General features: G+C 68.7%; 25 protein-coding genes and 1 riboswitch. Of the genes, 10 read left to right on the top strand and 15 right to left on the bottom strand.

Going from position 1 to position 22,174, the window contains the following annotated elements; all coding sequences use genetic code 11:
- Nucleotides 1–6 precede the first annotated feature (6 nt).
- The 4 genes from pcaD to EV656_RS10880 all read left to right on the top strand — a co-directional run bounded on the left by pcaD (nucleotide 7) and on the right by EV656_RS10880 (nucleotide 3,644).
- Entirely contained in the window at nucleotides 7–795 is a 789-nt protein-coding gene (gene pcaD / locus EV656_RS10895) for a 3-oxoadipate enol-lactonase (protein ID WP_132603670.1), read from the top strand.
- A complete protein-coding gene (locus EV656_RS10890; RefSeq protein WP_207287069.1) occupies nucleotides 788–1,510 on the top strand; it encodes an alpha/beta fold hydrolase in 723 nt (240 codons plus the stop codon). Before pcaD ends, EV656_RS10890 begins: the two co-directional genes overlap by 8 nt.
- Nucleotides 1,507–2,337 (top strand): 3-oxoadipate:acetyl-CoA acetyltransferase, encoded by an 831-nt coding sequence (locus EV656_RS10885; protein ID WP_132603667.1) that lies wholly within the window; start codon nucleotides 1,507–1,509, stop codon nucleotides 2,335–2,337. The genes EV656_RS10890 and EV656_RS10885 overlap by 4 nt, the downstream gene beginning before the upstream one ends.
- A gap of 77 nt (nucleotides 2,338–2,414) precedes the next feature.
- On the top strand, nucleotides 2,415–3,644 hold the full coding sequence (locus EV656_RS10880; protein ID WP_132603664.1) for a TCR/Tet family MFS transporter: 1,230 nt from the start codon (nucleotides 2,415–2,417) through the stop codon (nucleotides 3,642–3,644).
- Here EV656_RS10880 and EV656_RS10875 read toward each other — a convergent pair.
- The 9 genes from EV656_RS10875 to thiM form a co-directional block, all read right to left on the bottom strand.
- A complete protein-coding gene (locus tag EV656_RS10875; protein ID WP_243695700.1) occupies nucleotides 3,632–4,549 on the bottom strand; it encodes an extensin-like domain-containing protein in 918 nt (305 codons plus the stop codon). The genes EV656_RS10880 and EV656_RS10875 overlap by 13 nt on opposite strands.
- Entirely contained in the window at nucleotides 4,546–5,463 is a 918-nt protein-coding gene (locus tag EV656_RS10870; protein WP_132603661.1) for a prephenate/arogenate dehydrogenase family protein, read from the bottom strand. The genes EV656_RS10875 and EV656_RS10870 overlap by 4 nt, the downstream gene beginning before the upstream one ends.
- Complete coding sequence (gene hisC / locus EV656_RS10865) at nucleotides 5,460–6,545, bottom strand: histidinol-phosphate transaminase (protein ID WP_132603658.1); 1,086 nt, start codon at nucleotides 6,543–6,545, stop codon at nucleotides 5,460–5,462. Before hisC ends, EV656_RS10870 begins: the two co-directional genes overlap by 4 nt.
- Before the next feature lie 177 nt (nucleotides 6,546–6,722).
- On the bottom strand, nucleotides 6,723–7,343 hold the full coding sequence (gene rpsD, locus EV656_RS10860; protein WP_132603655.1) for a 30S ribosomal protein S4: 621 nt from the start codon (nucleotides 7,341–7,343) through the stop codon (nucleotides 6,723–6,725).
- A 162-nt stretch (nucleotides 7,344–7,505) separates the two neighbouring features.
- Nucleotides 7,506–8,582, bottom strand: coding sequence for a Hint domain-containing protein (locus EV656_RS10855; RefSeq protein WP_132603652.1), 1,077 nt, complete (start codon nucleotides 8,580–8,582; stop codon nucleotides 7,506–7,508).
- 86 nt (nucleotides 8,583–8,668) lie between these two features.
- Nucleotides 8,669–9,544, bottom strand: a complete 876-nt coding sequence (locus EV656_RS10850) for a lipid A-modifier LpxR family protein (RefSeq protein ID WP_274610541.1) — start codon at nucleotides 9,542–9,544, stop codon at nucleotides 8,669–8,671.
- 164 nt (nucleotides 9,545–9,708) lie between these two features.
- Nucleotides 9,709–10,506, bottom strand: coding sequence for a bifunctional hydroxymethylpyrimidine kinase/phosphomethylpyrimidine kinase (thiD, locus tag EV656_RS10845; protein ID WP_132603646.1), 798 nt, complete (start codon nucleotides 10,504–10,506; stop codon nucleotides 9,709–9,711).
- The gene (thiE, locus tag EV656_RS10840; protein WP_132603643.1) at nucleotides 10,503–11,108 is read right to left on the bottom strand and encodes a thiamine phosphate synthase; all 606 of its coding nucleotides are present in this window, start codon (nucleotides 11,106–11,108) and stop codon (nucleotides 10,503–10,505) included. Before thiE ends, thiD begins: the two co-directional genes overlap by 4 nt.
- The gene (thiM, locus tag EV656_RS10835) at nucleotides 11,105–11,893 is read right to left on the bottom strand and encodes a hydroxyethylthiazole kinase (RefSeq protein WP_132603640.1); all 789 of its coding nucleotides are present in this window, start codon (nucleotides 11,891–11,893) and stop codon (nucleotides 11,105–11,107) included. The genes thiE and thiM overlap by 4 nt, the downstream gene beginning before the upstream one ends.
- A 53-nt stretch (nucleotides 11,894–11,946) precedes the next feature.
- Nucleotides 11,947–12,042: riboswitch (TPP riboswitch) on the bottom strand.
- A gap of 88 nt (nucleotides 12,043–12,130) precedes the next feature.
- On the opposite strand from thiM, the gene trhA reads away from it, so the two are divergent.
- The 3 genes from trhA (at nucleotide 12,131) to EV656_RS10820 (ending at nucleotide 13,950) form a co-directional block, all read left to right on the top strand.
- On the top strand, nucleotides 12,131–12,778 hold the full coding sequence (trhA, locus tag EV656_RS10830) for a PAQR family membrane homeostasis protein TrhA (RefSeq protein WP_132603637.1): 648 nt from the start codon (nucleotides 12,131–12,133) through the stop codon (nucleotides 12,776–12,778).
- Nucleotides 12,779–12,908: 130 nt separating this feature from the next.
- Complete coding sequence (locus tag EV656_RS10825; protein WP_132603634.1) at nucleotides 12,909–13,205, top strand: hypothetical protein; 297 nt, start codon at nucleotides 12,909–12,911, stop codon at nucleotides 13,203–13,205.
- 4 nt (nucleotides 13,206–13,209) lie between these two features.
- Nucleotides 13,210–13,950 (top strand): DUF4336 domain-containing protein, encoded by a 741-nt coding sequence (locus tag EV656_RS10820; RefSeq protein ID WP_132603631.1) that lies wholly within the window; start codon nucleotides 13,210–13,212, stop codon nucleotides 13,948–13,950.
- On the opposite strand, the gene EV656_RS10815 is transcribed toward EV656_RS10820, so the two are convergent.
- Complete coding sequence (locus EV656_RS10815; protein ID WP_132603629.1) at nucleotides 13,947–14,399, bottom strand: low molecular weight protein-tyrosine-phosphatase; 453 nt, start codon at nucleotides 14,397–14,399, stop codon at nucleotides 13,947–13,949. The genes EV656_RS10820 and EV656_RS10815 overlap by 4 nt on opposite strands.
- A 41-nt stretch (nucleotides 14,400–14,440) precedes the next feature.
- Here EV656_RS10815 and EV656_RS10810 point away from each other — a divergent pair, with 41 nt between their 5' ends.
- Nucleotides 14,441–15,133, top strand: coding sequence for an NAD-dependent deacylase (locus EV656_RS10810; RefSeq protein WP_132603626.1), 693 nt, complete (start codon nucleotides 14,441–14,443; stop codon nucleotides 15,131–15,133).
- Between the two features lie 7 nt (nucleotides 15,134–15,140).
- Here the strand turns inward: EV656_RS10810 and EV656_RS10805 are convergent, their stop codons facing one another.
- From EV656_RS10805 to meaB, 4 genes are all read right to left on the bottom strand, one after another.
- Nucleotides 15,141–15,629, bottom strand: coding sequence for a copper chaperone PCu(A)C (locus tag EV656_RS10805; RefSeq protein ID WP_132603623.1), 489 nt, complete (start codon nucleotides 15,627–15,629; stop codon nucleotides 15,141–15,143).
- A 238-nt stretch (nucleotides 15,630–15,867) separates the two neighbouring features.
- Nucleotides 15,868–16,155, bottom strand: coding sequence for a 50S ribosomal protein L28 (gene rpmB, locus EV656_RS10800; RefSeq protein WP_132603620.1), 288 nt, complete (start codon nucleotides 16,153–16,155; stop codon nucleotides 15,868–15,870).
- 113 nt (nucleotides 16,156–16,268) lie between these two features.
- On the bottom strand, nucleotides 16,269–17,009 hold the full coding sequence (locus tag EV656_RS10795; protein WP_132603617.1) for a glutamine amidotransferase: 741 nt from the start codon (nucleotides 17,007–17,009) through the stop codon (nucleotides 16,269–16,271).
- A complete protein-coding gene (meaB, locus tag EV656_RS10790; RefSeq protein WP_132603614.1) occupies nucleotides 17,006–17,989 on the bottom strand; it encodes a methylmalonyl Co-A mutase-associated GTPase MeaB in 984 nt (327 codons plus the stop codon). Before meaB ends, EV656_RS10795 begins: the two co-directional genes overlap by 4 nt.
- A 100-nt stretch (nucleotides 17,990–18,089) precedes the next feature.
- On the opposite strand from meaB, the gene hrpB reads away from it, so the two are divergent.
- A complete protein-coding gene (hrpB, locus tag EV656_RS10785; protein WP_132603611.1) occupies nucleotides 18,090–20,531 on the top strand; it encodes an ATP-dependent helicase HrpB in 2,442 nt (813 codons plus the stop codon).
- A 6-nt stretch (nucleotides 20,532–20,537) separates the two neighbouring features.
- On the opposite strand, the gene EV656_RS10780 is transcribed toward hrpB, so the two are convergent.
- Complete coding sequence (locus EV656_RS10780; protein ID WP_132603608.1) at nucleotides 20,538–21,539, bottom strand: DUF2125 domain-containing protein; 1,002 nt, start codon at nucleotides 21,537–21,539, stop codon at nucleotides 20,538–20,540.
- A gap of 64 nt (nucleotides 21,540–21,603) precedes the next feature.
- On the opposite strand from EV656_RS10780, the gene EV656_RS10775 reads away from it, so the two are divergent.
- Nucleotides 21,604–22,134, top strand: coding sequence for a gamma-glutamylcyclotransferase (locus EV656_RS10775; RefSeq protein WP_132603605.1), 531 nt, complete (start codon nucleotides 21,604–21,606; stop codon nucleotides 22,132–22,134).
- Nucleotides 22,135–22,174: the final 40 nt, after the last annotated feature.

Below are 22,174 nucleotides of genomic sequence, written 5' to 3'. Positions count from 1 at the left end.
CATGCGATGAAGATAGCCGATCTGGGCGAGGTGGCGCTGCACTACCGCGACGAGGGCGACCCGGACGGGCCAGCGGTGGTGTTTGCCAATTCCCTGGGCACCGACCTGCGGCTGTGGGACGATCTGGTGCCGCTGTTGCCTGCGGGGCTGCGGGTGATCCGCTATGACAAGCGCGGGCATGGGCTGTCGTCCTGCCCGGCGGGTCCATATTCGATGGGCGCGCTGGTGCGGGACGCGGAAAACCTGCTGGATTTCCTGGGCGTGCGCGATTGCGTTTTCGTGGGCCTGTCCATCGGCGGCATGATTGCGCAGGGGCTGGCGATCAAGCGGCTGGACCAGGTGCGCGCGATGGTGCTTTCGAACACCGCCGCCAAGATCGGCGCCAAGGAGGTTTGGGCCAGCCGCATGGCCGCTGTCCGCGACGGCGGGATCGAGGCCCTGGCCGACGGCACGATGGAGCGCTGGTTCTCGCGCCCCTTCCGCGAAAGCCCCGATTGCACGCTTTGGCGCAACATGCTGACCCGCCAGCCGGTCGAGGGCTACCTGGGCTGCTGCGCGGCGATTTCGGGCACCGATTTCTATACGCCGACCGCGGGGCTGACCCTGCCGACCCTGGCGATCGCGGGGTCAGAGGACGGATCGACCCCGCCCGATCTGGTGCGCGAAACCGCCGATCTGGTGAAGGGGTCGCGCTTTCACCTGATCCGTGGGGCGGGGCACCTGCCCTGCGTGGAAAAACCCGGCGAATACGCCGAGGTTCTGACCGGCTTTCTAAAGGATATCGCCCATGTCTGACGGGCCCATCACCGAATTCCTGCTGATCCACGGGTCCAACCACGGCGCCTGGTGCTGGCGCGATGTGCTGCCGCCGCTGGCCGCTGCGGGCCATGCCGCGCGCGCCATAGACCTGCCCGGGGCGGGTCTGGACGGCACGCCCCTGGACGCGGTGACGCTGGACAGCTACCGCGATGCGGTGCTGGACGCGCTGCACGGCCCCACGATCCTGGTGGGGCATTCTCTGGGCGGGGTCACGATCACCGCCGCAGCCGCCGCCGCGCCCGAAAAGGTGGCCGCGCTGGTCTATCTGTGTGCCTGGGCGCCGCGCCCGGGCGACAGCGCGCGCGATCTGCGCGCCCGCTATGGCTGTGAGGCGCTGTTGGGCGCGATGCGCCGCAGCCCGGACCGGCTGACCACCAGTTTCGCGGACGAAACGCTAGAGGACCTTTTCTACCACGACTGCCCGCCGGGCACGGCGGATTATGCCCGCGATCACCTGTCGCCGCAGCCCATCGCGCCTGGCATGGCCCCGGCCCTGGCCGTGCCGGACAGCGTGCCGCGCCACTATATCCGCTGCACCGGCGACCGGATCATCCCGCCCGAGGCGCAGGCCGACATGGCCCGCGACTGGCCCGCCGATCATGTCCACGACCTGGAGGCCGGGCATTCGCCCTTCTTTGCCGCGCCTGACCGGCTGGCAGAACTGCTGACAAGGATTGCCGCAAGACCATGACCAAACCCTGCATCATCTGCGTTGCCATCACCGGGTCCGTTCCCCGCAAGCAGGACAACCCCGCCGTCCCGATCACCATCGCCGAACAGGTCGAAAGCGTGCATGAAAGCTTTGAGGCCGGGGCCTCTATCGCGCATTGCCACGTGCGGGAAGAGGACGGCACGCCGACCTCGGACCCCGACCGCTTTGCCCGGCTGATGGAGGGGATTCACCAACACTGCCCCGGGATGATCGTGCAACTGTCCACCGGCGGCCGGTCGGGGGCGGGGGCCGCGCGGGGGGGCATGCTGCCGCTGCGCCCCGACATGGCGTCGCTGTCCGTCGGGTCCAACAACTTTCCGACACGGGTCTATGAAAATCCGCCGGATCTGGTGGATTGGCTGGCCTCGGAAATGCAGAAATACGACATCAAGCCCGAGATCGAGGCCTTTGACCTCAGCCATATCTTTCAGGCGGTGAAGCTGAGCGAGGACGGGCGCTTGAAGAAGCCCCTCTACGTCCAGTTCGTGATGGGGGTGAAGAATGCCATGCCTGCGGACAAGCCCAGCTTCGACTTCTATGTCGAGACGCTGAAGCGCATCGCGCCGGATGCGGAATGGTGCGGCGCGGGCATCGGCCGCCACCAGGTGGAGGTGAACGAATGGTCCATCGCTGCCGGTGGCCACACCCGGACCGGGCTGGAGGATAACGTGCGTTGGGACCGCGAGACGCTGGCGCCCTCGAACGCGGCGCTGGTCAGGCGCGCGGTTCAGATTTGCGAGAAATACGAACGCCCCGTCGCCACCTGGGCGCAGGCGCGCGACATGCTGGGGCTGCGCGCGGGATGAGCGGCGCGCCAAAGGGGTTTGCAGCGCGCCTGCGCGCGCTCTAAGCCCCTGTCAGCCAGCCATTCCAGGACACGCCCATGACAGAGCCGCAAAACCGCCTGCCGATCCTGTTCATCGTCATTACCCTGGTTCTGGACGCGATCGGGATCGGGCTGATCCTGCCGGTGATGCCCGACCTGATCCAGGATGTCGAAGGCGTGGGCCTCAGCGATGCGGCGGTTTGGGGCGGTATCCTGGCCACCTCATTCGCGGTCATGCAGTTCCTGTGCGGGCCGCTGATCGGCAACCTGTCGGATCGCTTCGGGCGGCGGCCGGTCCTGCTGGTGTCGTTGGCAACCATGGCGCTGGATTACGTGGTGATGGCGCTGGCCGGGTCGATCTGGCTGTTGCTGGTCGCGCGCATCGTGGGGGGCGTGACGGCCTCGACCCAGGCGACGGCCAGCGCCTTTATCGCCGACATTTCTCGCCCCGAGGACAAGGCCGCCCGGTTCGGCATGGTGGGCGCGTCGTTCGGGATCGGGTTCGTGATCGGGCCGCTGATCGGCGGGTTCCTGGGCGAGCTTGGCCCCCGCGCGCCGTTCTGGGCCGCCGCGGCGCTGGCCACGGCCAACCTGGCCTTTGGCTATTTCGTGCTGCCCGAAACCGTGACCGACCGTATCCGCCGCCCCCTCGACTGGCGCCGGGCCAACCCGCTGGGGGCGTTCCGGGCCATGGGGCGGCTGCCGGGGGTGCGTCCGCTCTTGGGGCTGTTCTTTCTGTATGAATTCGCGATGTTCATCTATCCCGCGATCTGGGCCTATTTCACCCAGTTCCGCTTTGGCTGGTCGGCGGGCATGATCGGGATTTCGCTGGCGCTGTTCGGGGTCGGGGTGGCGGCGGTGCAGGGCGGGCTGATCCGGGTCTATCTGCGGGTGCTGGGCGAACGCAACACGGTCTGGTTCGGGCTGGCCTATAATTTCTGCGCCTTCCTGGCCATCGGGTTCGTCGACAATTCCACGGCGGTTTTGCTGATGACACCGCTGATCGCCCTGGGGGCGGTGGTGACGCCGGGCCTGCAGGCGCTGATGTCCAAGGCGGCAGGCGACAATCAGCAGGGCGAGTTGCAGGGCGCGGTCAGTTCCACCCGTTCGGTCGCGATGGTGCTGTCGCCGCTGGTGATGACGCAGATCTTTGCCGCCTTCACCCGCGAGGGTTCCCCGGCGATCCTGCCCGGCGCGCCCTTTGTGCTGGCGGCGGCGTTGATGTTGCTGTGCGCGGTCGTTTTCGCGGCGCGGCGTGGGGGCGCGCAGGCAGCCTACCGGCAATAGGCGCCGCTGCGATAGCGGGCGGTGTCTAGGTGGATGTGGTCCTGATGATAACCGTCAGAGCCCGGCCCAAGGACCGTGCCGAATGTCCCGCAGGCGGATTTGTGCATTTGCCGCAACAGCTTGCCCTGGACGGGGTCGTCCCAGCCGTCCTCGACGCTTAGCGTGATGCCGTTCTTCAGGTTCACTGCGGCAATATCCACCGCGCGCCCGCGCCCATGTTCGGAAATCTTGGCACCGGGGCGGTTGTTGCGCGTTCGGCAGGTATAGCTGGCCACCACCCGCAGCGAGTCCACCCCGCCGCCCAGCCGGCCGACAGCGGGTTTCACGCCCCCCTGCACCCAGTCGCGCAGGGCGCGCGCGGTGCGGCAGTCGATCGTTGCGGGCTGGTTCAGCGTGACCCCGTCGACGGCATCGACGCGCACAGGGTTGTCCACCCCGCAGCCGTTCATCCGTCCGGGAATGGGGGCAAGGGCGACACCCCGGATCGCGGGGTCGCCGCAAATGGTGCCCACGCGCCCCCGCGTCACGATGGCGGGCGCCGCTGCGGCGGCGCTGGCCACCCGCAGGCCGGGCCGCGCCACGGGCCGGGGAGAGCGGGCCAGCCCGCCCGTTGCCGCCGGTGATATGACCGCCGCGAGCGCCCGGGCGATGCGGGGTCGGGGGGCGGGCCGCAGGCCTGCGCTGAAATACACCGGCACCAGCAGGATCGGCCCGCGCGCGGCCAGGGCGGGGCGGGGATACGGCCGGATCGTCACGGTGTAGTAGACCGGCGCCAGTGGCGTGCGCGGCAGAACCTCGACCGGGCCGGGCCGCGGCTGCGGCCGGGGCGAGCGATCCAGCGCTGCCGCAGGGGCCGCGGCCAGGGCGAACGCCGCCAGGCACAGGGCCATCGCGGCCCGGGTCACGATTTTTTCACTCGGCCGAAATCCGGGGCGTCGGTGTCCTGGCCGGCCTCGATGATGCCGCGGCGGATGGCGCGGGTGCGGGTGAAGTAATCGAACAGCTGCTGCCCGTCGCCGGTGCGGATCGCCCGTTGCAGGGCGAACAGTTCCTCGGTGAAGCGGCCCAGGATTTCCAGTGTCGCGTCCTTGTTCGTCAGGAATACATCGCGCCACATGGTCGGGTCGCTGGCCGCGATCCGTGTGAAATCGCGAAAACCGGCGGCGGAATACTTGATGACCTCGCTGTCGGTGACGCGGCGGATGTCGTCCGCTACGCCGACCATCGTATAGGCGATCAGGTGGGGCGCGTGGCTGGTCACCGCCAGCACAAGGTCGTGGTGGTCGGCGTCCATTTCATCGACATTGGCGCCCATCCCCTCCCACAGGGTGCGCAGGCGGGCGGTGGCCTGCGGGTCGGTATCCGGCACCGGGACCAGCAGGCACCAACGGTTGTCAAAGAGTTCCGCAAAGCCCGATCGGGGGCCGGAATGTTCCGTCCCGGCCAAGGGGTGTGCGGGAATGAAATGCACGCCCTGGGGGATGTGCGGGGCCACGGCGTCGATCACTGCCCGCTTGACCGAGCCGACATCGGTGACGGTCGCGCCGGGTTTCAGATGCGGCGCGATCTCTTCGGCCACCGCGCCCATGGCGCCCACGGGCACGGCCAGCACCACCAGGTCGGCGCCCTGCACGGCCTGGGCGGCGGTTTCCGTCACGCGGTCGACCAGTCCGATCTCGGCCGCGGTGGCGCGGGTTTCGGCGGACCGGGCGGTGCCAACGATTTCGCCCGCCAGCCCCGCCCGGCGCATCGCCAACGCCATGGACCCCGCGATCAGCCCCAGCCCGATCAGCGCAACACGGTCATAGAGCTGGGTCATGCCGCCCCCGAAAGGAACTGCCCGATCGCATGGACCACCCGCCGGCAGGACGGTTCGTCGCCTACGGTGATGCGCAGGCAATTGGGCAGCTTGTAGCCCGCCACCTTGCGCACGATCAGGCCCTGCGTCTTGAGGTATTCGTCGCAGGCCTCGGCCCCGGCCTGGTCGGGGAAACGGGCCAGCACGAAATTGGCATGGGACGTGTCGGTGGCCACGCCCAGACCGTTCAGCGCCTCGACCATCCAGGCGCGCAGGCGGGCATTTTCCGAGTGGCAGCGCGCGGCGTATTCGGTGTCGCGCACGGCAGCCTCGGCGGTGTCCAGCTGGGTCTGGGACAGGTTGAACGGCCCGCGGATGCGGTTCAGCACGTCGATCACCGGCGCGGGGCCATAGCCCCAGCCGATGCGCAGGCCCCCCAGGCCGTAAAGCTTGGAAAAGGTGCGGGTCATCACCACGTTTTCGCGTGTCTCGACCAGCCGCGCGCCGCCGTCGAAATCGGCGACGTATTCGGCATAGGCGCCGTCCAGCACCAGCAGGGCCTGATCGGGCAGGCCATCGGCCAGGCGCGCGGCATCCTGGGCCGGGATCATCGTGCCGGTGGGATTGGCGGGGTTGGCGATGAACACCAGCCGCGTGCGGTCCGTGCAGGCGGCCAGGATCGCGTCCACATCAACCACGCGGTCGCGTTCGGCCACCTCGACCGGGGTTGCGCCCGCGGCCAGCGCGGAAATGCGATACATGGAAAAGCCATGCTCGGTATGGATCACCTCGGTCCCCGGGCCGGCATAGGCGTTGCACAGGAACGAGATGATCTCGTCCGAGCCGACGCCGCAGATCACCCGCGCCGGGTCCACGCCGTGTACCTCGCCGATGGCGGCACGCAGGTCCGCGTGGTCGGTCGAGGGATAGCGATGCAGGCTGTGCACCGTGCGCGCAAAGGCGGCGCGCGCCTTGTCGGATGGGCCAAAGGGGTTCTCGTTCGACGAGAGTTTCACCACCTCGGCCATGCCGTCGATCCGCGACTGCCCGCCCACATAGGGGGCGATGTCCAGAATGCCGGGCTGGGGAATAATCGTGGCCATGGTCGTCTCCTTCGCGGCATACCTATCCTTGGCCCCTGTGCAAGGCCAGCGGGAAACGCGGCCCGGCGCCGCAGGGGGCGCGCGGGTGTTGCGCAAATGACCGGACGGCCGGACAGACCAACGCAAAAGGCCCGCCGGCAACCCGGCGGGCCCTGTAATCCCGGATTGCCCGAAGGATCAGTTCTGGGCGTAGAATTCGATGACGAGGTTCGGTTCCATGTGCACCGGGTAGGGCACGTCGGCCAGGCCCGGGGTGCGCACGAAGGTCGCGGTCATCTTGGAATGGTCGGCCTCGATGTAATCGGGCACGTCACGTTCGGCCAGTTGGATGGCCTCCAGCAGCACGGCCATCTGCTTGGACTTTTCGCGCACCTCGATCACGTCACCCTCTTTCACGCGGTAAGAGGGGATGTTGACGCGCTGGCCGTTCACCAGCACGTGACCGTGGTTCACGAACTGCCGCGCGGCAAAGATGGTCGGCACGAACTTGGCGCGGTACACGACCGAGTCCAGACGGCGTTCCAGCAGGCCGATGAGGATTTCACCGGTATCGCCGCGGACACGCTCGGCCTCGGCGAAGATGCGGCGGAACTGCTTTTCGGTCAGGTCGCCGTAATAGCCCTTCAGCTTCTGCTTGGCGCGCAGCTGCAGGCCGAAGTCGGACATCTTGCCCTTGCGGCGCTGGCCGTGCTGGCCGGGGCCGTATTCGCGGCGGTTGACGGGGGATTTCGGACGGCCCCAGATGTTTTCACCCATCCGGCGGTCGATTTTGTACTTGGCAGACGTGCGTTTGGTCACGGCTGATCTCCTTCGTTGGGCGCCGCCCAAGGGCGGCTATGAAGGGCGTTGTCCTTTGGCCGAGGGCCCGACAGGCATCCCCTTGCGGGGGCCACCAACACCAATGAAAACCCGGCCACGGGGGCCGGGAATGCAGGGCTTATACAGGCGCGCGTGCCGGTGTCAATGGGCCAGGCCCGTTTCATGCACCAGGATCGCGGCCTCTGACCCGGTCAGGCTGCGCCGCGCCGGGGCACCGTAGCTGAAGGGGTCGTCCGCGATCTGCGGGAACAACTCCAGCAGGCTGCCGCGCTGTGCCTCCTGGATCGAGTCCAGTTCGGTATTGGCGGGGTGAAAACTCTCGGTTTCGACGCCGTTGGCGAACAGCACCTGGTGGCGTTCCAGCATCAGGTGAACATAGGTCACCTCGCGCAGGCTGTAATCGTAGGTGATCGAGCGGTCGTTGCGCAGATCGCCCGCGGCGACCAGAACCTCGGAGCTGTTGAACAACAGATCCGCCTGCGGTCCGCGCAGCAGCACCCGGTGCTGCGGAGAGACCAGCAAATCGCCTTCGGGACGGCCGGTGCCGAGCGCGCCTTCGCGGATGCGGACCGGGCGCAGGTGCGGCATGGCATAAAGCCGCGCGCCGGACATACGCCGTTTCCCGACCCACAGGATTTCCTGGACGCCGTCATCCATCGTGTCGACCCGGTCGCCCGGGCGCAGACACTCGACCGGCACGGGGCCGGCGGGGGTGGTGATACGAGTCCCCTGGACGAAGCAGATCACGCCGCGTTCCATGTCGCCGGTGCGGTGGGTGCGCGTGGTTTCCGCCAGGCGGCGCACCACCCACATTTCGCTGTTCGGCGGGGGGAGCGAGTCCACGAACATCAGCAGCGGTGGGCGACCGTTCGGGGTGTCGATTTCCGTCACGGTATAGCTGTTCAGCCCGTCCGTGACGACGAAGCCCCTGTCCAGTGCCTGTTCCGTCGGATCGCCCGGGGCCATCGGCCCCCCTGGTGTGCCTAATGCCGCGCCGACCAGCCGGTGCACCGACTGCGCCGCGCGGCGACGAATGTCGCCATCGCCCTTGGCCCCGTCCAGAACCATCACGCCGCGAGGTCCGTCCACCCGAACCGCCTCGCCCTGCCAGCGCCAGCTTGCGCCGACCGCCAGCGTCTCAGGGGCTGCGCCCCTGACACCGTCCAGTTCCGTCTGAGCCCAGGAAATGACGAACGTGCCGCGAAAGCCCGTTCTCATGCCTGTAGCCTGCCTCAATTCGTTTTTTATTGACAGGACATTACCATGGGAAGTTCATCCCCGTAACCCGGCGGCGTTAACTTTTTTCAGAAAGATATGCGCAGGCGCAACGATCCCACGACCTGTTCGTCCGTCTGGGCCTTGAATTCCTTGCCCAGCCAGGTCAGCCCGTAGAAAACGCCGGTTTGCCGGCCCTCGTGCCGTATGCCCAGACGCACCCGTTGCCGGGTGTCGGTCAGGCGATAGCCCTGCGACTCGGGCAGCAGTGTGCTGTCGAAGACCTTGGCGATGTCCCCGCCCAGAACCACCGAAACCCCACCTTCGTCATTCCGGATGCCGGGGTAAAGTTGACCTGTAACCTGTTCGCGCAAAAGCAATTCATTGCGCCCCACACGGCCCAGGACCAGGTCGGCGCCGCCGCGCACGAAATCCTCGAAGCCGGCCTGCGCCTCGACAAAGGGACGGATCTGCACCCGCTCGCCGAAATCGAGGGGATAGACTGCCTGTGCAACAAGGGTCGGGTTGATGCTGTCGCCGATCTGGTTCTTCAGCGTGGGGGCGCGCAGGTCGAACATGCTGTGAACCCATTCCTGGAACTGGCCCAGCCCGGTCTGGGGGCCGGTGATGACCAGATCGCCGCCCAGGCTAAGCTGGGTGTTGTGCCAGATGGAATGGGTATGCACGCCCAGGGACCAGATCCCCGCGTAGCGCCGGTCGGTCGGGGCCGGGGTCACCAGGTTCGCGGGCGCGACGATTTCGCCCCGCAGGCGGTATTCCCGCAGGCTGCCCAGACGCTGCGGCGCCTGTCCGGCCCAAGACGTGCCGGTGACGCGCGAAACGGTGTAAGAGCCGGTTCGCCAACGGTCCATGCCATCGCCGAATGCATCATTCGTGAAAAGGCGGCCATACCCCAAAACCTTTCGCTCTTCCGCGAAAGAGGCACCCCCCATGAAAAGTGCCATCAGAACAATATAAAGAAAGGTGGGTTTCATCCCGCGCTCGATCCATGCTCGATCTATGTAAATCCCACCCAAGTACGATTCGTACTAGAATCAATCCAAACGCACCAGCCCAATGTTCCGCAGGTTTCGACGCGCCAACGCGCTGTCTGCGTTGTGCAACACTCTTAGCCGCGAAATGCGAAGAAGTGATCGGTCGGCCCGTGCCCCCGGCCCACGCACAACCCATCCGCGCCACGGATTGCCCCCTGGATATAGGCCTTGGTGGCGTCGATTGCGGGTCGGGCCTGACCGCAAAGGGCCAGTTGCGTGGCCAGGGCCGCGGACAGGGTGCAGCCCGTGCCGTGGGTGTTGGCCGTGGGCAGGCGCGGCCCCTCCAGCCAATGGGCGCCGTCGGGCGACAGGAACAGGTCCGGGCTGTCGGCGCCGCCCAGATGCCCGCCCTTCAGTAGCACCGCACCACAGCCCAGATGCAGCAGGGCGCGGGCCTGGGCCTCCATCTCGGCGCGGTCGCGGGCCTCTGGGCGGTCCAGCAGGTCGGCGGCCTCGGGCAGGTTGGGGGTGATGATCGTGGCCTGCGGCACCATCCGGTCGCGCAGGGCGGCCACGGCCTCGGCGGCCAGCAGGCGGTCGCCGCCCTTGGCCACCATGACCGGGTCCAGAACCACCGGCACGTCGCGGTCCGCCAGCACCTCGGCCACGGCCCGCACGATGGCGGCGTCGCCCAGCATGCCGATCTTGACCGCGTCGACCCGGATATCGTCGAAGACGGCGGTCACCTGCGCGGCGACCAGATCAGGCGCCATCAGCCGCGCGTACCGCACGCCGCAAGTGTTTTGCACGGTCAGTGCGGTAATCGCGGCCATGGCATAGCCGCCATTGGCGGAAATCGCCTTGATATCGGCCTGGATGCCCGCGCCCCCCGAGGGGTCCGAGCCGGCAATGGACAGGATGTTGGGGATCATGCGGTGCTCCATGCGGTGGCCAGGGCGCGGGTTGCGGCCAGGGGATCGGGGGCGGCGGATATGGCGGAAACCACGGCGATGCCCGCGCAGCCGCAGCCCTTGATCGCGGGGATGTCCGCGGCGTTTACCCCGCCGATGGCCACGGCGGGCACAGGGGCGGCGGCGGTCAGCCGGGCCAGCCCGTCCAACCCGATGGGGGCGGCGTGGTCGGGCTTGGTCGCGGTGGCGCGCACCGGCCCCAGGCCCACGTAATCGACCACGCCCGGGGGCATCGCCGTCAGGTGGGCGGCCTCCTCGACCGACAGGCCCAGGATACGGTCCGGCCCGATTGCGGCGCGGGCTGCGCGCGGGTCGCCGTCGCCCTGGCCGATATGCAGGCCCGCGGCCCCGGCGGCGCGGGCTACTTCGACCCGGTCGTTGACGATCAGCGGCACGCCGACCGCTGTCAGGTGCGGGATCAGGCGGCGGGCCTGGGCCGTCATCTCGGCATCGGTGGCGGTCTTGTCGCGCAGCTGGATCGCGGTGGCGCCGCCGCGCAGGGCGGCCAGCACCAGCGCGTCGTCGGCGCCATCGGGGGTGACGAAATAGACCGACAGGTTCATGCCGGGGTCACCCGTGCCGCCGCAGTCAGGTCCGCAGGCGTCAGCGCGGCCAGCGCGTCGAGGAAGGCCACGGCGAAACTGCCCGGCCCGGCCGCACCTGCCCCCGCGCGTTCGCCCGCAGTCGCGTAGCAGGCCAGCGCGGCGGCGGTCCCCTCCAGCCGGGGCTGGCCGGGCAAGAAGGCGCCGACAACGCCGGTCAAGGCGCAGCCCAGGGCGGTGACCTGCGGCATCAGCGGATGCCCACCCGCCACGCGATAGGCCCGGTCGCCATCGGTGACGAAATCCACCGGCCCCGTGACGGCGACCACCGCGCCGCTGCGATTGGCCAGGCTGCGCGCGGCGGCCTCGGCCTCGGCCACGCCATCGGTGGCATCCACGCCCTTGCCGCCATCGCCCTGACCCGCCATCGCCAGAATTTCAGAGGCATTGCCGCGTACCACCGCGGGCCCCATTTCCAGCAGGCGCGCGGCGGTGTCGCGCCGCAACTGGCTGACCGCCACGGCGACCGGGTCGAACACCCAGGGGATATCGCGGGCCTGCGCAGTTTCCACCGCCTTGAATATCCCGCGCATCCACGATGCGTCGGCGGTGCCGAAATTGATCGTCAGCGCGCCGGACAGGGCGGTGATCTCGGCGATCTCTTCCTCGGCATGGGCCATGGCGGGCGAGGCGCCGACCGCCAGCAAGACGTTCGCCATCACGTTCATGGCCACGAAATTGGTGATGTTCAGCACCAGCGGCGCCTGTGCGCGCATGGTGGAAAGGTGGCTGCCCCAGTCGGTCATTCCTTGCTCCTTCCGACGAGGCGGCAGGAATGACGGGACGGCGCGCCCGGCCGGGCAAGGCATCCGCGACTCCCTCCGCCAGCATGATCTGGTTCAGGTTCAAAGGGTACTTCTCAGCCCGGATGATCCGGACGCCCCTGTCGTGTGTGATTTCTAGCGCAGCCGGGCCGCTCTGGCCAGAGGCCGCGCGCGCGGGCGTGATTTGGCGGCGGCGGGGAAATGGGATAGGCTTGTCCCATGTCCATTGAATACCCCGCCTATTCCCGCGCCGAACGGCTGAGCGATGCTATCGTCCATTTCATTGGCTTGGGTGTCGTTGCAATCGGCGTTCCCGTCCTGATTGGTCTTGGGCTGGTGCTGCATGGCAGCGGCGCCGCGCTGGCCGGGCTGGCGATCTATGGGGCGGCACTGGCTGCGATGATCGGTTTTTCGGCGTTGTATCACATGGTTCAGCATCCCGATTGGACCCCGATCTTTCGCCGGTTGGACCATTCCGCGATCTATTGGAAAATCGCCGGCACCTACACGCCCTTTACCCTGCTGTCGGGGGGGCAGGGGGCCGGGCTGGTTGCCGGGCTGTGGGCGGCGGCCATGGCGGGCACGGGTCTGCGCGTGCTGGCCCCCTATCGGTTCCGAGCGGTCAACCTGGCGCTTTACCCGGCGATGGGCTGGGCCGGTGCCGTCGCGGGGTGGAGCCTGTTTGCAACGCTGTCGCCGCTGGTGCTGGGGCTGATCGTGACGGGTGGCATCCTCTACACTGTGGGGATGGTGTTCTACCTATGGCGGGGCCTGCGGTTCCACAACACGATCTGGCATGTCTTCGTTCTGGTGGCCAGTTTGGTGTTTTTTGCGGCCGTGACGCTACATCTGGTGCAAACCGCCTGACCATCGGAAATCGCCCGGCAAAACAGTCCCAAGATTGAAAGAATCATGCGCCTCTGGCATGATAGAGGCTGTTTTTCATGTGGCCGACAGAGCGGGCAAACCGCCCAGGCCGTTGGAACGAGGCAGACCGATGAAGACCATTCTGACCGCGGCCGTGCTGGCCGTTTGTGCCACGCCTGTGGCCGCCGGCCCGATCGAACGGGCCTGCCTGGGCTCTGACCGGCCGGGCGCGACCCGTGGCCTGTGCGCCTGCATTCAGCAGGCCGCCGACCTGACCCTCAGCCAGGGGGACCAGCGCCGCGCCGTCCGCTTCTTCGTGGAACCGCACGAGGCGCAGGTCGTGCGCCAGTCCGACCGTGCCAGCGATGCGGAATTCTGGCAGCGCTACAAACGCTTCGGCAAGACGGCCGAGGCCTATTGCGGCTGACCCGATGGGGGGCGGCGGGCTGTATACGCCGCTGGACACGCTGAAACCGCTGGCCCCCGGTCTGTGGGTGGCCGATGGTCCGGCGATCCGTTTCTACGGCATGCCTTTTCCCACCCGGATGGTCGTGGTGCGGCTGTCCGGTGGTGGTCTTTGGATGCATTCGCCCATCGCACCCGATGAACGCCTGCTGGATGAAATCGACGCGTTGGGACCGGTTACCCATCTGGTGGCGCCCAACGCGCTGCATTACGCCTATCTGCCCGCCTGGGCCGCGCGCTACCCGGCGGCCCAGGTGCATGCCGCCCCCGGCGTGGCCCGCCGTGCGGCGCGCCACGGCCTGCGCTTCCCGCCCCATGAACCGCTAGGCGATACCGCGCCGCCCGCCTGGGCCGACACCCTGCGCCAGAAACTGATCCCCGGTCATGCCTTCCTGCGCGAGGTGGTGTTCTTTTACATCCCCTCGGCCACGCAGATCCTGACCGACCTGATCGAGAATTTCGAACCCGCGCGCCTGTCCCCCTTCATGCGGCTGGCCACCTGGATCGCGGCCACCCAGGCGCCGGGCGGACAGACCCCGCGCGATGCGCAATGGACCTGGCGCGACAAGGCCGCCGCCGCTCACGCCCTGCGCGCGGTCCTGGGCTGGAAACCGCAGCGGATCGTCATGGCCCATGGGCGGATCGTCGAAGAGGGGGCAGAGGCCCATCTGCGCCACGCCTTTGCCTGGGCACTTGGGCGGGTTTAGCGGGCGATCTGCTCCAGCAACCCGCGCGAGGCCTGCTCGATCAGGTCCAGAACCAGATCGAACCCACCCTCGTAATAGGGGTCTGGCACCTCGTCCCTTGGGCTGTTCGCGTAATCCAGGAACAGCCGCACGGGCGTTTCATTGCCCGCGGGCCGCATCCGTTCCAGCGCGGCATGGTTGGCCCGGTCCATCGCCAGGATCAGGTCGAAACGCTCGAAATCCTCCGCCCGGGCCTGACGGGCGCGCAGGCCGCTGATGTCGTAACCACGCCGCGCGGCCTCTGCCCGGGCGCGGGCGTCGGGCGGATCGCCCACATGCCAGCCGCCCGTCCCGGCGCTGTCGATGTCCACCGCCACGCCCGCCTGTTCGGCCAGGGCGGTAAACACCCCCTCGGCCGTGGGCGAGCGGCAGATATTGCCAAGACAGACGAACAGGATACGGGTGGTCATGCGGGCCTCCTTTGCGCAAACTGATAGCCGAGGAGGCGGCGATGACCAAGATCGTGATTCTGACCGGGGCCGGGATTTCGGCCGAAAGCGGGCTGGGCACCTTCCGCGATGCGGGCGGGTTGTGGGAGAATTATGACCTGTCCGAGGTCGCCACGCCCGAGGGCTTTGCCCGCAACCCCGCGCTGGTGCACGATTTCTACAACGCCCGCCGCAAGAACGCGGCCGAGGCCATCCCAAACGCCGCCCATGCCGCGTTGGCCCGGTTGCAGGCCGCCCGCCCCGGCGAGGTGCTGATCGTCACCCAGAAAATCGACGACCTGCACGAACGCGCGGGCAGCCAGGCGGTGCTGCACATGCACGGGTCGATCACCCGCGCCCGCTGCGCGGCCTGCGGGCAAACCTGGGACGCGCCGTCCCGGATGCGCGCGGGCGATCAGTGCCCGTCCTGCACTGCCCCCGCCACGCGGCCCGATATCGTCTGGTTCGGGGAATTCCCCTATCACATGGAGGCGATCTGGGACGCCCTGCGCGCCGCCGATCTGTTCGTCGCGATCGGCACCTCGGGCAGCGTCTATCCGGCGGCGGCCTTCGTGCAGGATGCCGCCCGCGCGGGCGCACACACGCTGGAGCTGAACCTGGAACCGTCCGAAACCGTCACCGATTTCGCCGAGGCCCGCCACGGGCGCGCCTCGGCCATCGTCCCGGCCTGGGTGGCCGAAATGCTGGGCGAATAGGGCGTGGTCAGTCGCCCATCTTCATGTGGCCGCCCATCGCGCCCATGGCCCCGGCCGCGCCGCGTTCCAGATCTACCGGCACCTCGACTACCATCTCGCCCGCCTTTTCAAAGGTCAGCGTGACCGACACCATGTCGCCCTGTTCCAGCGGCCGGGTCAGACCCAGGAACATCACATGATCGCCGCCGCGCGCCAGCACATGCTGCCCGCCTGCGGGAATGGCGAAACCCTCCTCGACCTCGACCATGCGCATCACGCCGTTGGCGTCTTCCTCGTGGGTGTGCAGCTCCACCTTGGCCGCCACGTCCGAGGTCGCCGCGACCAGCCGGTCGTCTTGCGTCCCCGCATTTTCGATCACCATGAAGGCCGCACCGGATTTCGACATCATCGTCGAGGCCCGCGCATACGGGTCGGTGATCGCGATCTCGCCCGCAAGGGCCGGCCCGGCCAGCCCAAGGGCAATCAGCCCGCCGATGATTCCCTGTTTCAAACCCATCTTCGCTCCTCTCCCTTGTCGCGCGCCGTCCGTTCTAGGCCGCGCGCGACCGGGGGCCAAGGCCCCGCGTGCCCGTTCTTCTTGGTCCAAATACCCACCCGCGCCCGCATCGCGGGCGCGGCCCGGCCCAACGCCGGACAAGCGGGCCTGCCCGCGCCGACCGGGGGCGGGAGCGTCCCGAAACGCAAAAACCCCGCGTGAAACCACGCGGGGCCTGCATTTCGGAAACCGAAGGGGATCAGGCGGTCGCCTGGGCCTTTTCGATGTCCTTCTTGATCTTCAGCGCCTTGTCGGACAGCTCCGCATCCTTGGCGCGGGCCAGGAACGCGTCCAGGCCGCCGCGGTGGTCCACCGTGCGCAGCGCCGAGGACGACACGCGCAGCTTGAACGACCGGCCCAACGTGTCCGAGATCAGCGTCACGTCGTTGAGGTTCGGCAGGAACCGGCGCTTGGTCTTGTTGTTGGCGTGGCTGACATTGTTGCCGACCATCGGCCCTTTTCCGGTCAGTTCGCAGACGCGCGACATGGGGTTCTTCCTTGTCTCGAATAATGCAATCGGCGCCGCCCGGGGCAGCGCCGCGAATTCCGTCCGGGTCTACTAAGGGCAATCGCGGGGGGCGTCAAGCGATTCATCGCGCCTTAATCCCGCGCATAGCGCGTCACGAAGCGTTGCAGTATCCCCTCGGGCACATGCACGTCCTCGGCCCGGCACATCGCCACCAGATCGGCGGCGGTTTCGGGCGGAAAATAGCCGCGATCCTTGTAGATGCGAATCCGCACCTCGAACCCGTCGCTGTCGGCTTCGGGGTGGAACTGGGTGGCATAGACGTTCTGCCCGAACCGGATCATCTGGTAGGGGCAGGGTTCCGAGGCCAGAAGGTGCACACAGCCCGCGGGCAGCGCCTGCACCGCCTCCTTGTGGCCGACGAAGGCGCGGAAACTGTCGGGCACGCCCGCCAACAGCGGATCGTCGCGGCCCGCTTGCGTCAGGACGCAGGTGGTGGCGCCCACGGGTTCGGAATACCGCTCTTTCGTGACCGGCGCGCCCAGGTGATGGGCCAGGATCCCGATGCCATAGCAACACCCCATGAAGGGCAGGTCGCGTGCGGTGATCTCGGGCATCAATCCCATCACCGCATCCTCGATCCGGGCCTCGATGCAGGATTTCCGGTCGGCCGGGTCCGACACACAGCCCGGCCCCCCGCCCACGATCACGCCGGAATAGGTGTCCAGCGACAACCCTTCGGGCAGCGGTCCCTGGTCCAGGCGAATGCGCTGGGCCTGATCGGGGGTCAACCCGCCCTTGCGCAGGATTGCCGCGAATTCGTCGTCGGACGCCTCGGTTTCGGGGCGCAGTTGCAGCACCAGAAAGGGTTTCACCGATGCACCCCCAGCGTGGCCAGCATCTGGGCGGTGGCGCGGGCCACGGTCAGGTCGCCCTTGGCCACCTGTTCGCCCAGGGTGGCCATGCGCGCGCGGGCCTCGGCATCCTCTTCCAGCCGGGCCAGCAGGCCGCGGCGGACCTCTTCCCCGAACCAGTAGCGCGCCTGTTCGGCGCGGCGCCGGTCGAAATGGCTGTGGTCGCGCCGCCAGTCGGCCAGCGTCTGCATTTCCTGCCAGGCCTGGTCCAGCCCGCTGCGCGCCACCGCGGACACGCAGATCGCCTTGGGGAAATCCTCGGGGTCTTGCGGGCGGCGGCGCAGCAGGCGCAGGGCGCCCGCGTAATCGGCCCGCGTGCGTTCGGCCGCCGGTTTCAGATCGCCATCGGCCTTGTTGACCAGGATCAGGTCGGCCATTTCCATGATGCCGCGCTTGACGCCCTGCAACTCGTCCCCGCCGGCGGGGGCCATCAGCAGGATGAACAGGTCGGTCATCTCGGCCACCATGGTTTCGGACTGGCCGACGCCCACGGTCTCGATCAGCACGATGTCGAAGCCGGCGGCCTCGCACAGGGCAACCGCCTCGCGCGTGCGGCGGGCCACGCCGCCCAGGGCCGACTGGCTGGGCGAGGGCCGGATAAAGGCGTTGGGATCGCGGCTGAGATGTTCCATCCGCGTCTTGTCGCCCAGGATCGACCCGCCCGAGCGCGCCGAGGAGGGATCGACCGCCAGCACCGCCACCTTGTGCCCCTGGCCGGTCAGCATCATGCCGAAGCTTTCGATGAAGGTGGACTTGCCCACCCCGGGCGTTCCCGACAGACCGATCCGCAGCGCCTGGCCCGGCGCGCGTGTCAGCCGGTCCAGCAGCGCCTGTGCCTGTTCCCGGTGATCGGCCCGGCCGCTTTCAACCAGGGTGATCGCACGGGCCAGCGCGCGGCGTTCGCCCTTGCATATGCGTTCGGCCAGCTCGTCTGTCTGCATCGGCTCCTCCGGTCCTTGCGGGCCGGACCGTCTTGCCGCGTGCGCGCGGGGGTGTCCACCCCTCTGGCGGGGGCGGACGGTTTCGCCCATAAACCGGGCCATGACCACGCTGCCCATCGACGACGCCCTGCCGGGGCTGCTGGACGCGCTGCAACGCGCCCGCCGCGCCGTGTTGCAGGCCCCGCCCGGCGCGGGCAAGACGACCCGCGTGCCGCTGGCCCTGCTGACCGCCGGGCTGGTACAGGGCCGTATCGTGATGCTGGAACCGCGCCGCCTGGCCGCGCGTGCCGCCGCCGAACGGATGGCCGAAACCCTGGGCGAGGCGGTGGGCCAGACCGTCGGCTATCGCATTCGCGGTGAAACCAAGGTGGGCAAAGGCACCCGGATCGAGGTCGTGACCGAGGGCATCCTGACCCGCATGATCCAGTCCGACCCCGAACTGGCGGGCGTGGGGGCGGTGATCTTTGACGAGTTTCACGAACGGTCCCTGAACGCCGATCTGGGGTTGGCCCTGACATGGGAGCTGCGCGAGGCCCTGCGCGACGATCTGGTCGTGCTGGTGATGTCGGCCACGCTGGATGCTGCGCCGGTGGCCGCGCTGATGGCCGATGCGCCTGTCGTCACCTCTGCCGGGCGCAGTTATCCGGTGGAAACCCGGTGGCTGGACAAACCCCTGCCCAAGGGTGCCCGCCTGCCCGATGCGACGGCCGACCTGATCGCGGAGGCTGTGGCTGAAACGCAGGGCGGCGTGCTGGTCTTTCTGCCGGGCGAGGGCGAAATCCGCCGCACAGCCGCGGCGCTGGACGGGCGGCTGCCGCCCGATTGCCATATCCACCCGCTATACGGCGCGCTGCCCTTTGCCGAGCAGCGCGCCGCGATTGCACCGGCGCCGCAGGGGCGCAAGGTGGTGCTGGCGACCTCTATCGCCGAAACCTCGCTGACGATTCAGGATGTGCGGGTGGTGGTCGATGCGGGCCGGGCGCGGCGGGCGCGGTTCGATCCCAATTCGGGCATGTCCCGGCTGGTGACAGAACGGGTGACCCGGGCCGAGGCCGAGCAGCGCCGGGGCCGGGCGGGCCGGGTTGCGCCCGGCACCTGTTATCGCCTCTGGATCAAGGGGGAGGAGGGCGCGCTGGCCGCTTTCCCCCCGGCCGAGATCGAGGCCGGCGACCTGACAGGCCTTGCGCTGGAACTGGCGCTGTGGGGGGCAGCAGACCCTGCCGATATGGCCTTTCTGACGCCGCCCAATCCAGGCGCCTTTGCCGAGGCGCGCGCGTTGCTGGGGCAACTGGGCGCGCTGGACGGGGCAGGGCGCATCACCGATCATGGTCGCGCGCTGGCCGCGCTGCCGGTGCATCCGCGGCTGGGGCACATGCTGGCCGTGGCAGGCAAGCAGGCCGCGCCGCTGGCCGCGCTGGTGCAGGACCGCGACCCGCTGCGCGGGGCGGGCAGCGATCTGGCCCTGCGGCTGCGCGCGCTGGACGATCCGCGCGCCAACCTGCCCGTGCCGCCCGACCGGGGTGCGCTGTCCCGCATCCGGGCAGAGGCCAGGCGGCTGGCCGCCCGCGCGCCCGACATCCCCCGCCCGATCAGCGCGGGGGAAATGGCCGCGCTGGCCTATCCCGACCGGGTGGGGCTGCGCCGCAAGGGGGACGATCCGCGCTATGTCCTGTCGGGGGGCAAGGGGGCGGCGCTGGACCCCGGCGACCCGCTGGCCGGGCAGCGGCTGCTGGTGGCGCTGGATCTGGATGGCGACCCGCGCGAGGCGCGCATTCGCCTGGCCGCCGCCCTGTCCGAGGGCGAGCTGCGCGCGGTGCATGGGGATGCCATCGGCTGGCACGATGTCTGCGCCTGGTCGCGGCGTGAAAACCGGGTGCGGACCCGGCGGCAGGAACGCTTCGGCGCGCTGGTGCTGGATGACCGCCAATGGAAGGATGCCCCGCCCGATGCCGTGGCAACCGCCATGCTGGACGGCGTGCGCGCCCTTGGCCTGTCCTGGTCCGATGCCGCGCGGCGGTTTCAGGCGCGGGTGGAAATGCTGCGGGCCGAGGGGGCGGATTTGCCCGATTTTTCCGACGATGGGCTGATGGGGCGGCTGGACGATTGGCTGTTGCCGCATCTGAACGGCGTGAAAACCGCAGAGGAGTGGCGCCGCTTCGACATGCTGCCCGCGTTGCGCGCCGCGCTGGACTGGGACGAGCAGCAAATCGTGGACCGGCTGGCCCCCGCCCATTTCGAAACCCCGCTGGGCAGCAAGGTGCCCATCGACTACAGCGGCGAGGCCCCGGGGATTGAGGTGCGCCTGCAGGAAATGTTCGGCGTCACCGTGCACCCGGTGATCGGGCCGAAACGCCTGCCCCTGCGGATTACGCTGCTGTCGCCCGCGCGCCGTCCGGTTCAGGTGACGATGGATTTGCCCGGCTTCTGGGCCAATAGCTATGCCGATGTGCGCAAGGACATGCGCGGCCGCTATCCCAGGCACCCCTGGCCCGAGGATCCGACACAGGCCGCGCCCACCCGCCGGGCCAAGCCGCGCGGATAAGCGACCCTAGCGGATCGTGAAATCCGGCGCCGGGCCTACGGGCACGGGCCCCAACCATGTGCTGCCCCCGGCAAAGCGCAAGGGGATGTCCAGCGTTTCGGGGCGGCCCGACCGCCCCGCCAGAAAGGCCAGCGCGCGGGTCAGGTTGTCGGCAACCCCCGCAGGCAGCTGGCCCGAGGCGCGGGCGATTTCCACCATTTCGCGCCAGTTGGTGGCGCGCAGGGTCAGCGTGCCCTGCGGCAGGCCCTGGGCGTCCACCTCCAGCGTACCGGCGGCGCGCAGTTCCAGGTCGCCCCATTTCGCATCCAGGCTGTCCAGGTCCAGCCGCGTGATCTGCGGGCGCCGATCCTCGACCGCGCGACGGTCCCAAGGCGCATCGAAGCTGAGCGTCGCGCGCATCGCCAAGCGGTCGAACACGTCGGGCAACACCCCGGCCCGGTCCAGCCGCGCCAGCAGCCGGGCGGGCGGGCGCATGGCCTGGGCCTGCAGGTCGATCATCTGCACATCTGCCTGCCCCTCGACCGCCGCCGAGGTCAGATCGGCCCGGCCCGCCGCCGCCATCCAGCCCGCGGTAGAGGTCAGGCGCAGATCCTCGAACCGGTAATCCGCCCCGATCAGGGCCAGCGCCGGGCCGGGGCGAAATTCCAGCCGCCCCTGCATCAGGGCCGCGTTCACGGCGATCTTTTCGCGGGGGGTGGCGATCTGCTGGCTGGGCGGCCAGATCGCGGTGATCGCTTGCGGGCGGTGGCTGGCGGCGGTGAAGGCAAAATGCGGTGCCGACCACGCCAGCCCGGTTTCCGGGTCGGCCAGGCTAAGCCCGGTAAAGGCGGTGTCGAACCGTGCGGGAAAGCCCGTGACGGCCAGCCCGGCGTAATCCGCGGCCCAGCCTTCGGCCCGGCGTGCCTCTACCCATCGGGACAGGCCGGTTTCCAGCCCGCGCGCGGCCAGCGCCCAGTAGCCCGCCCAGATCACCGCCAACAGCGTGACAAGTCCCAGCAGAACGCGCATCCCGGCCCCTTTCGCTTTGCGCCGCGATCAGGTTTACAGGGGGCAGTCAGAAAGGACCAGACGGATGCGCGACTTGTGGGTCTTCGGATACGGATCGCTGCTGTGGAACCCCGGTTTCCCGGTGGCAGAGCGTCGGCTTGCCCGGCTGGAGGGGTGGCATCGCAGTTTCTGCATGCGCTCTATCCACCATCGGGGCACAGAAACGGCGCCGGGGCTGGTGCTGGCGCTGGACGCGATGGCGGGGGCCGCCTGCGATGGGGTGGCGCTGCGCGCCGAACCGGGCACCGAAGCGGCGTCGCTGGCCTATCTGCGCGAGCGGGAATTGATTTCCTCGGCCTACCTTGAAACGGAGCTGGAGGTCGAGGCCGACGGCCCGATGCCCGTGCTGGCCTATGTCATCGACCCCGAGCACGTCCAGTATTGCGGCGGCCTGCCGCTGGAGGATCAGGCGCAGATCATCGCCCGCGCCCGCGGCGGCATGGGGCCGAACGATGAATACCTGTTCAACACCGCTGCCCACCTGGCCGAACTGGGCATCGACGATCCCGATATGGCGTGGCTGGTGAACCGGGTGCGGGCGCTGTCACGGGATTGAATGTTGTCCGGGCGGCGGGCTTGGCCTAGTGTCCCGCGCA

Origin of the sequence: Rhodovulum adriaticum, from assembly GCF_004345735.1 — a bacterium.
GTDB lineage: Bacteria > Pseudomonadota > Alphaproteobacteria > Rhodobacterales > Rhodobacteraceae > Rhodovulum > Rhodovulum adriaticum.
Note: the sequence above shows the minus strand (reverse complement) of the source record. Positions and strands in the feature narration are given on the sequence as shown.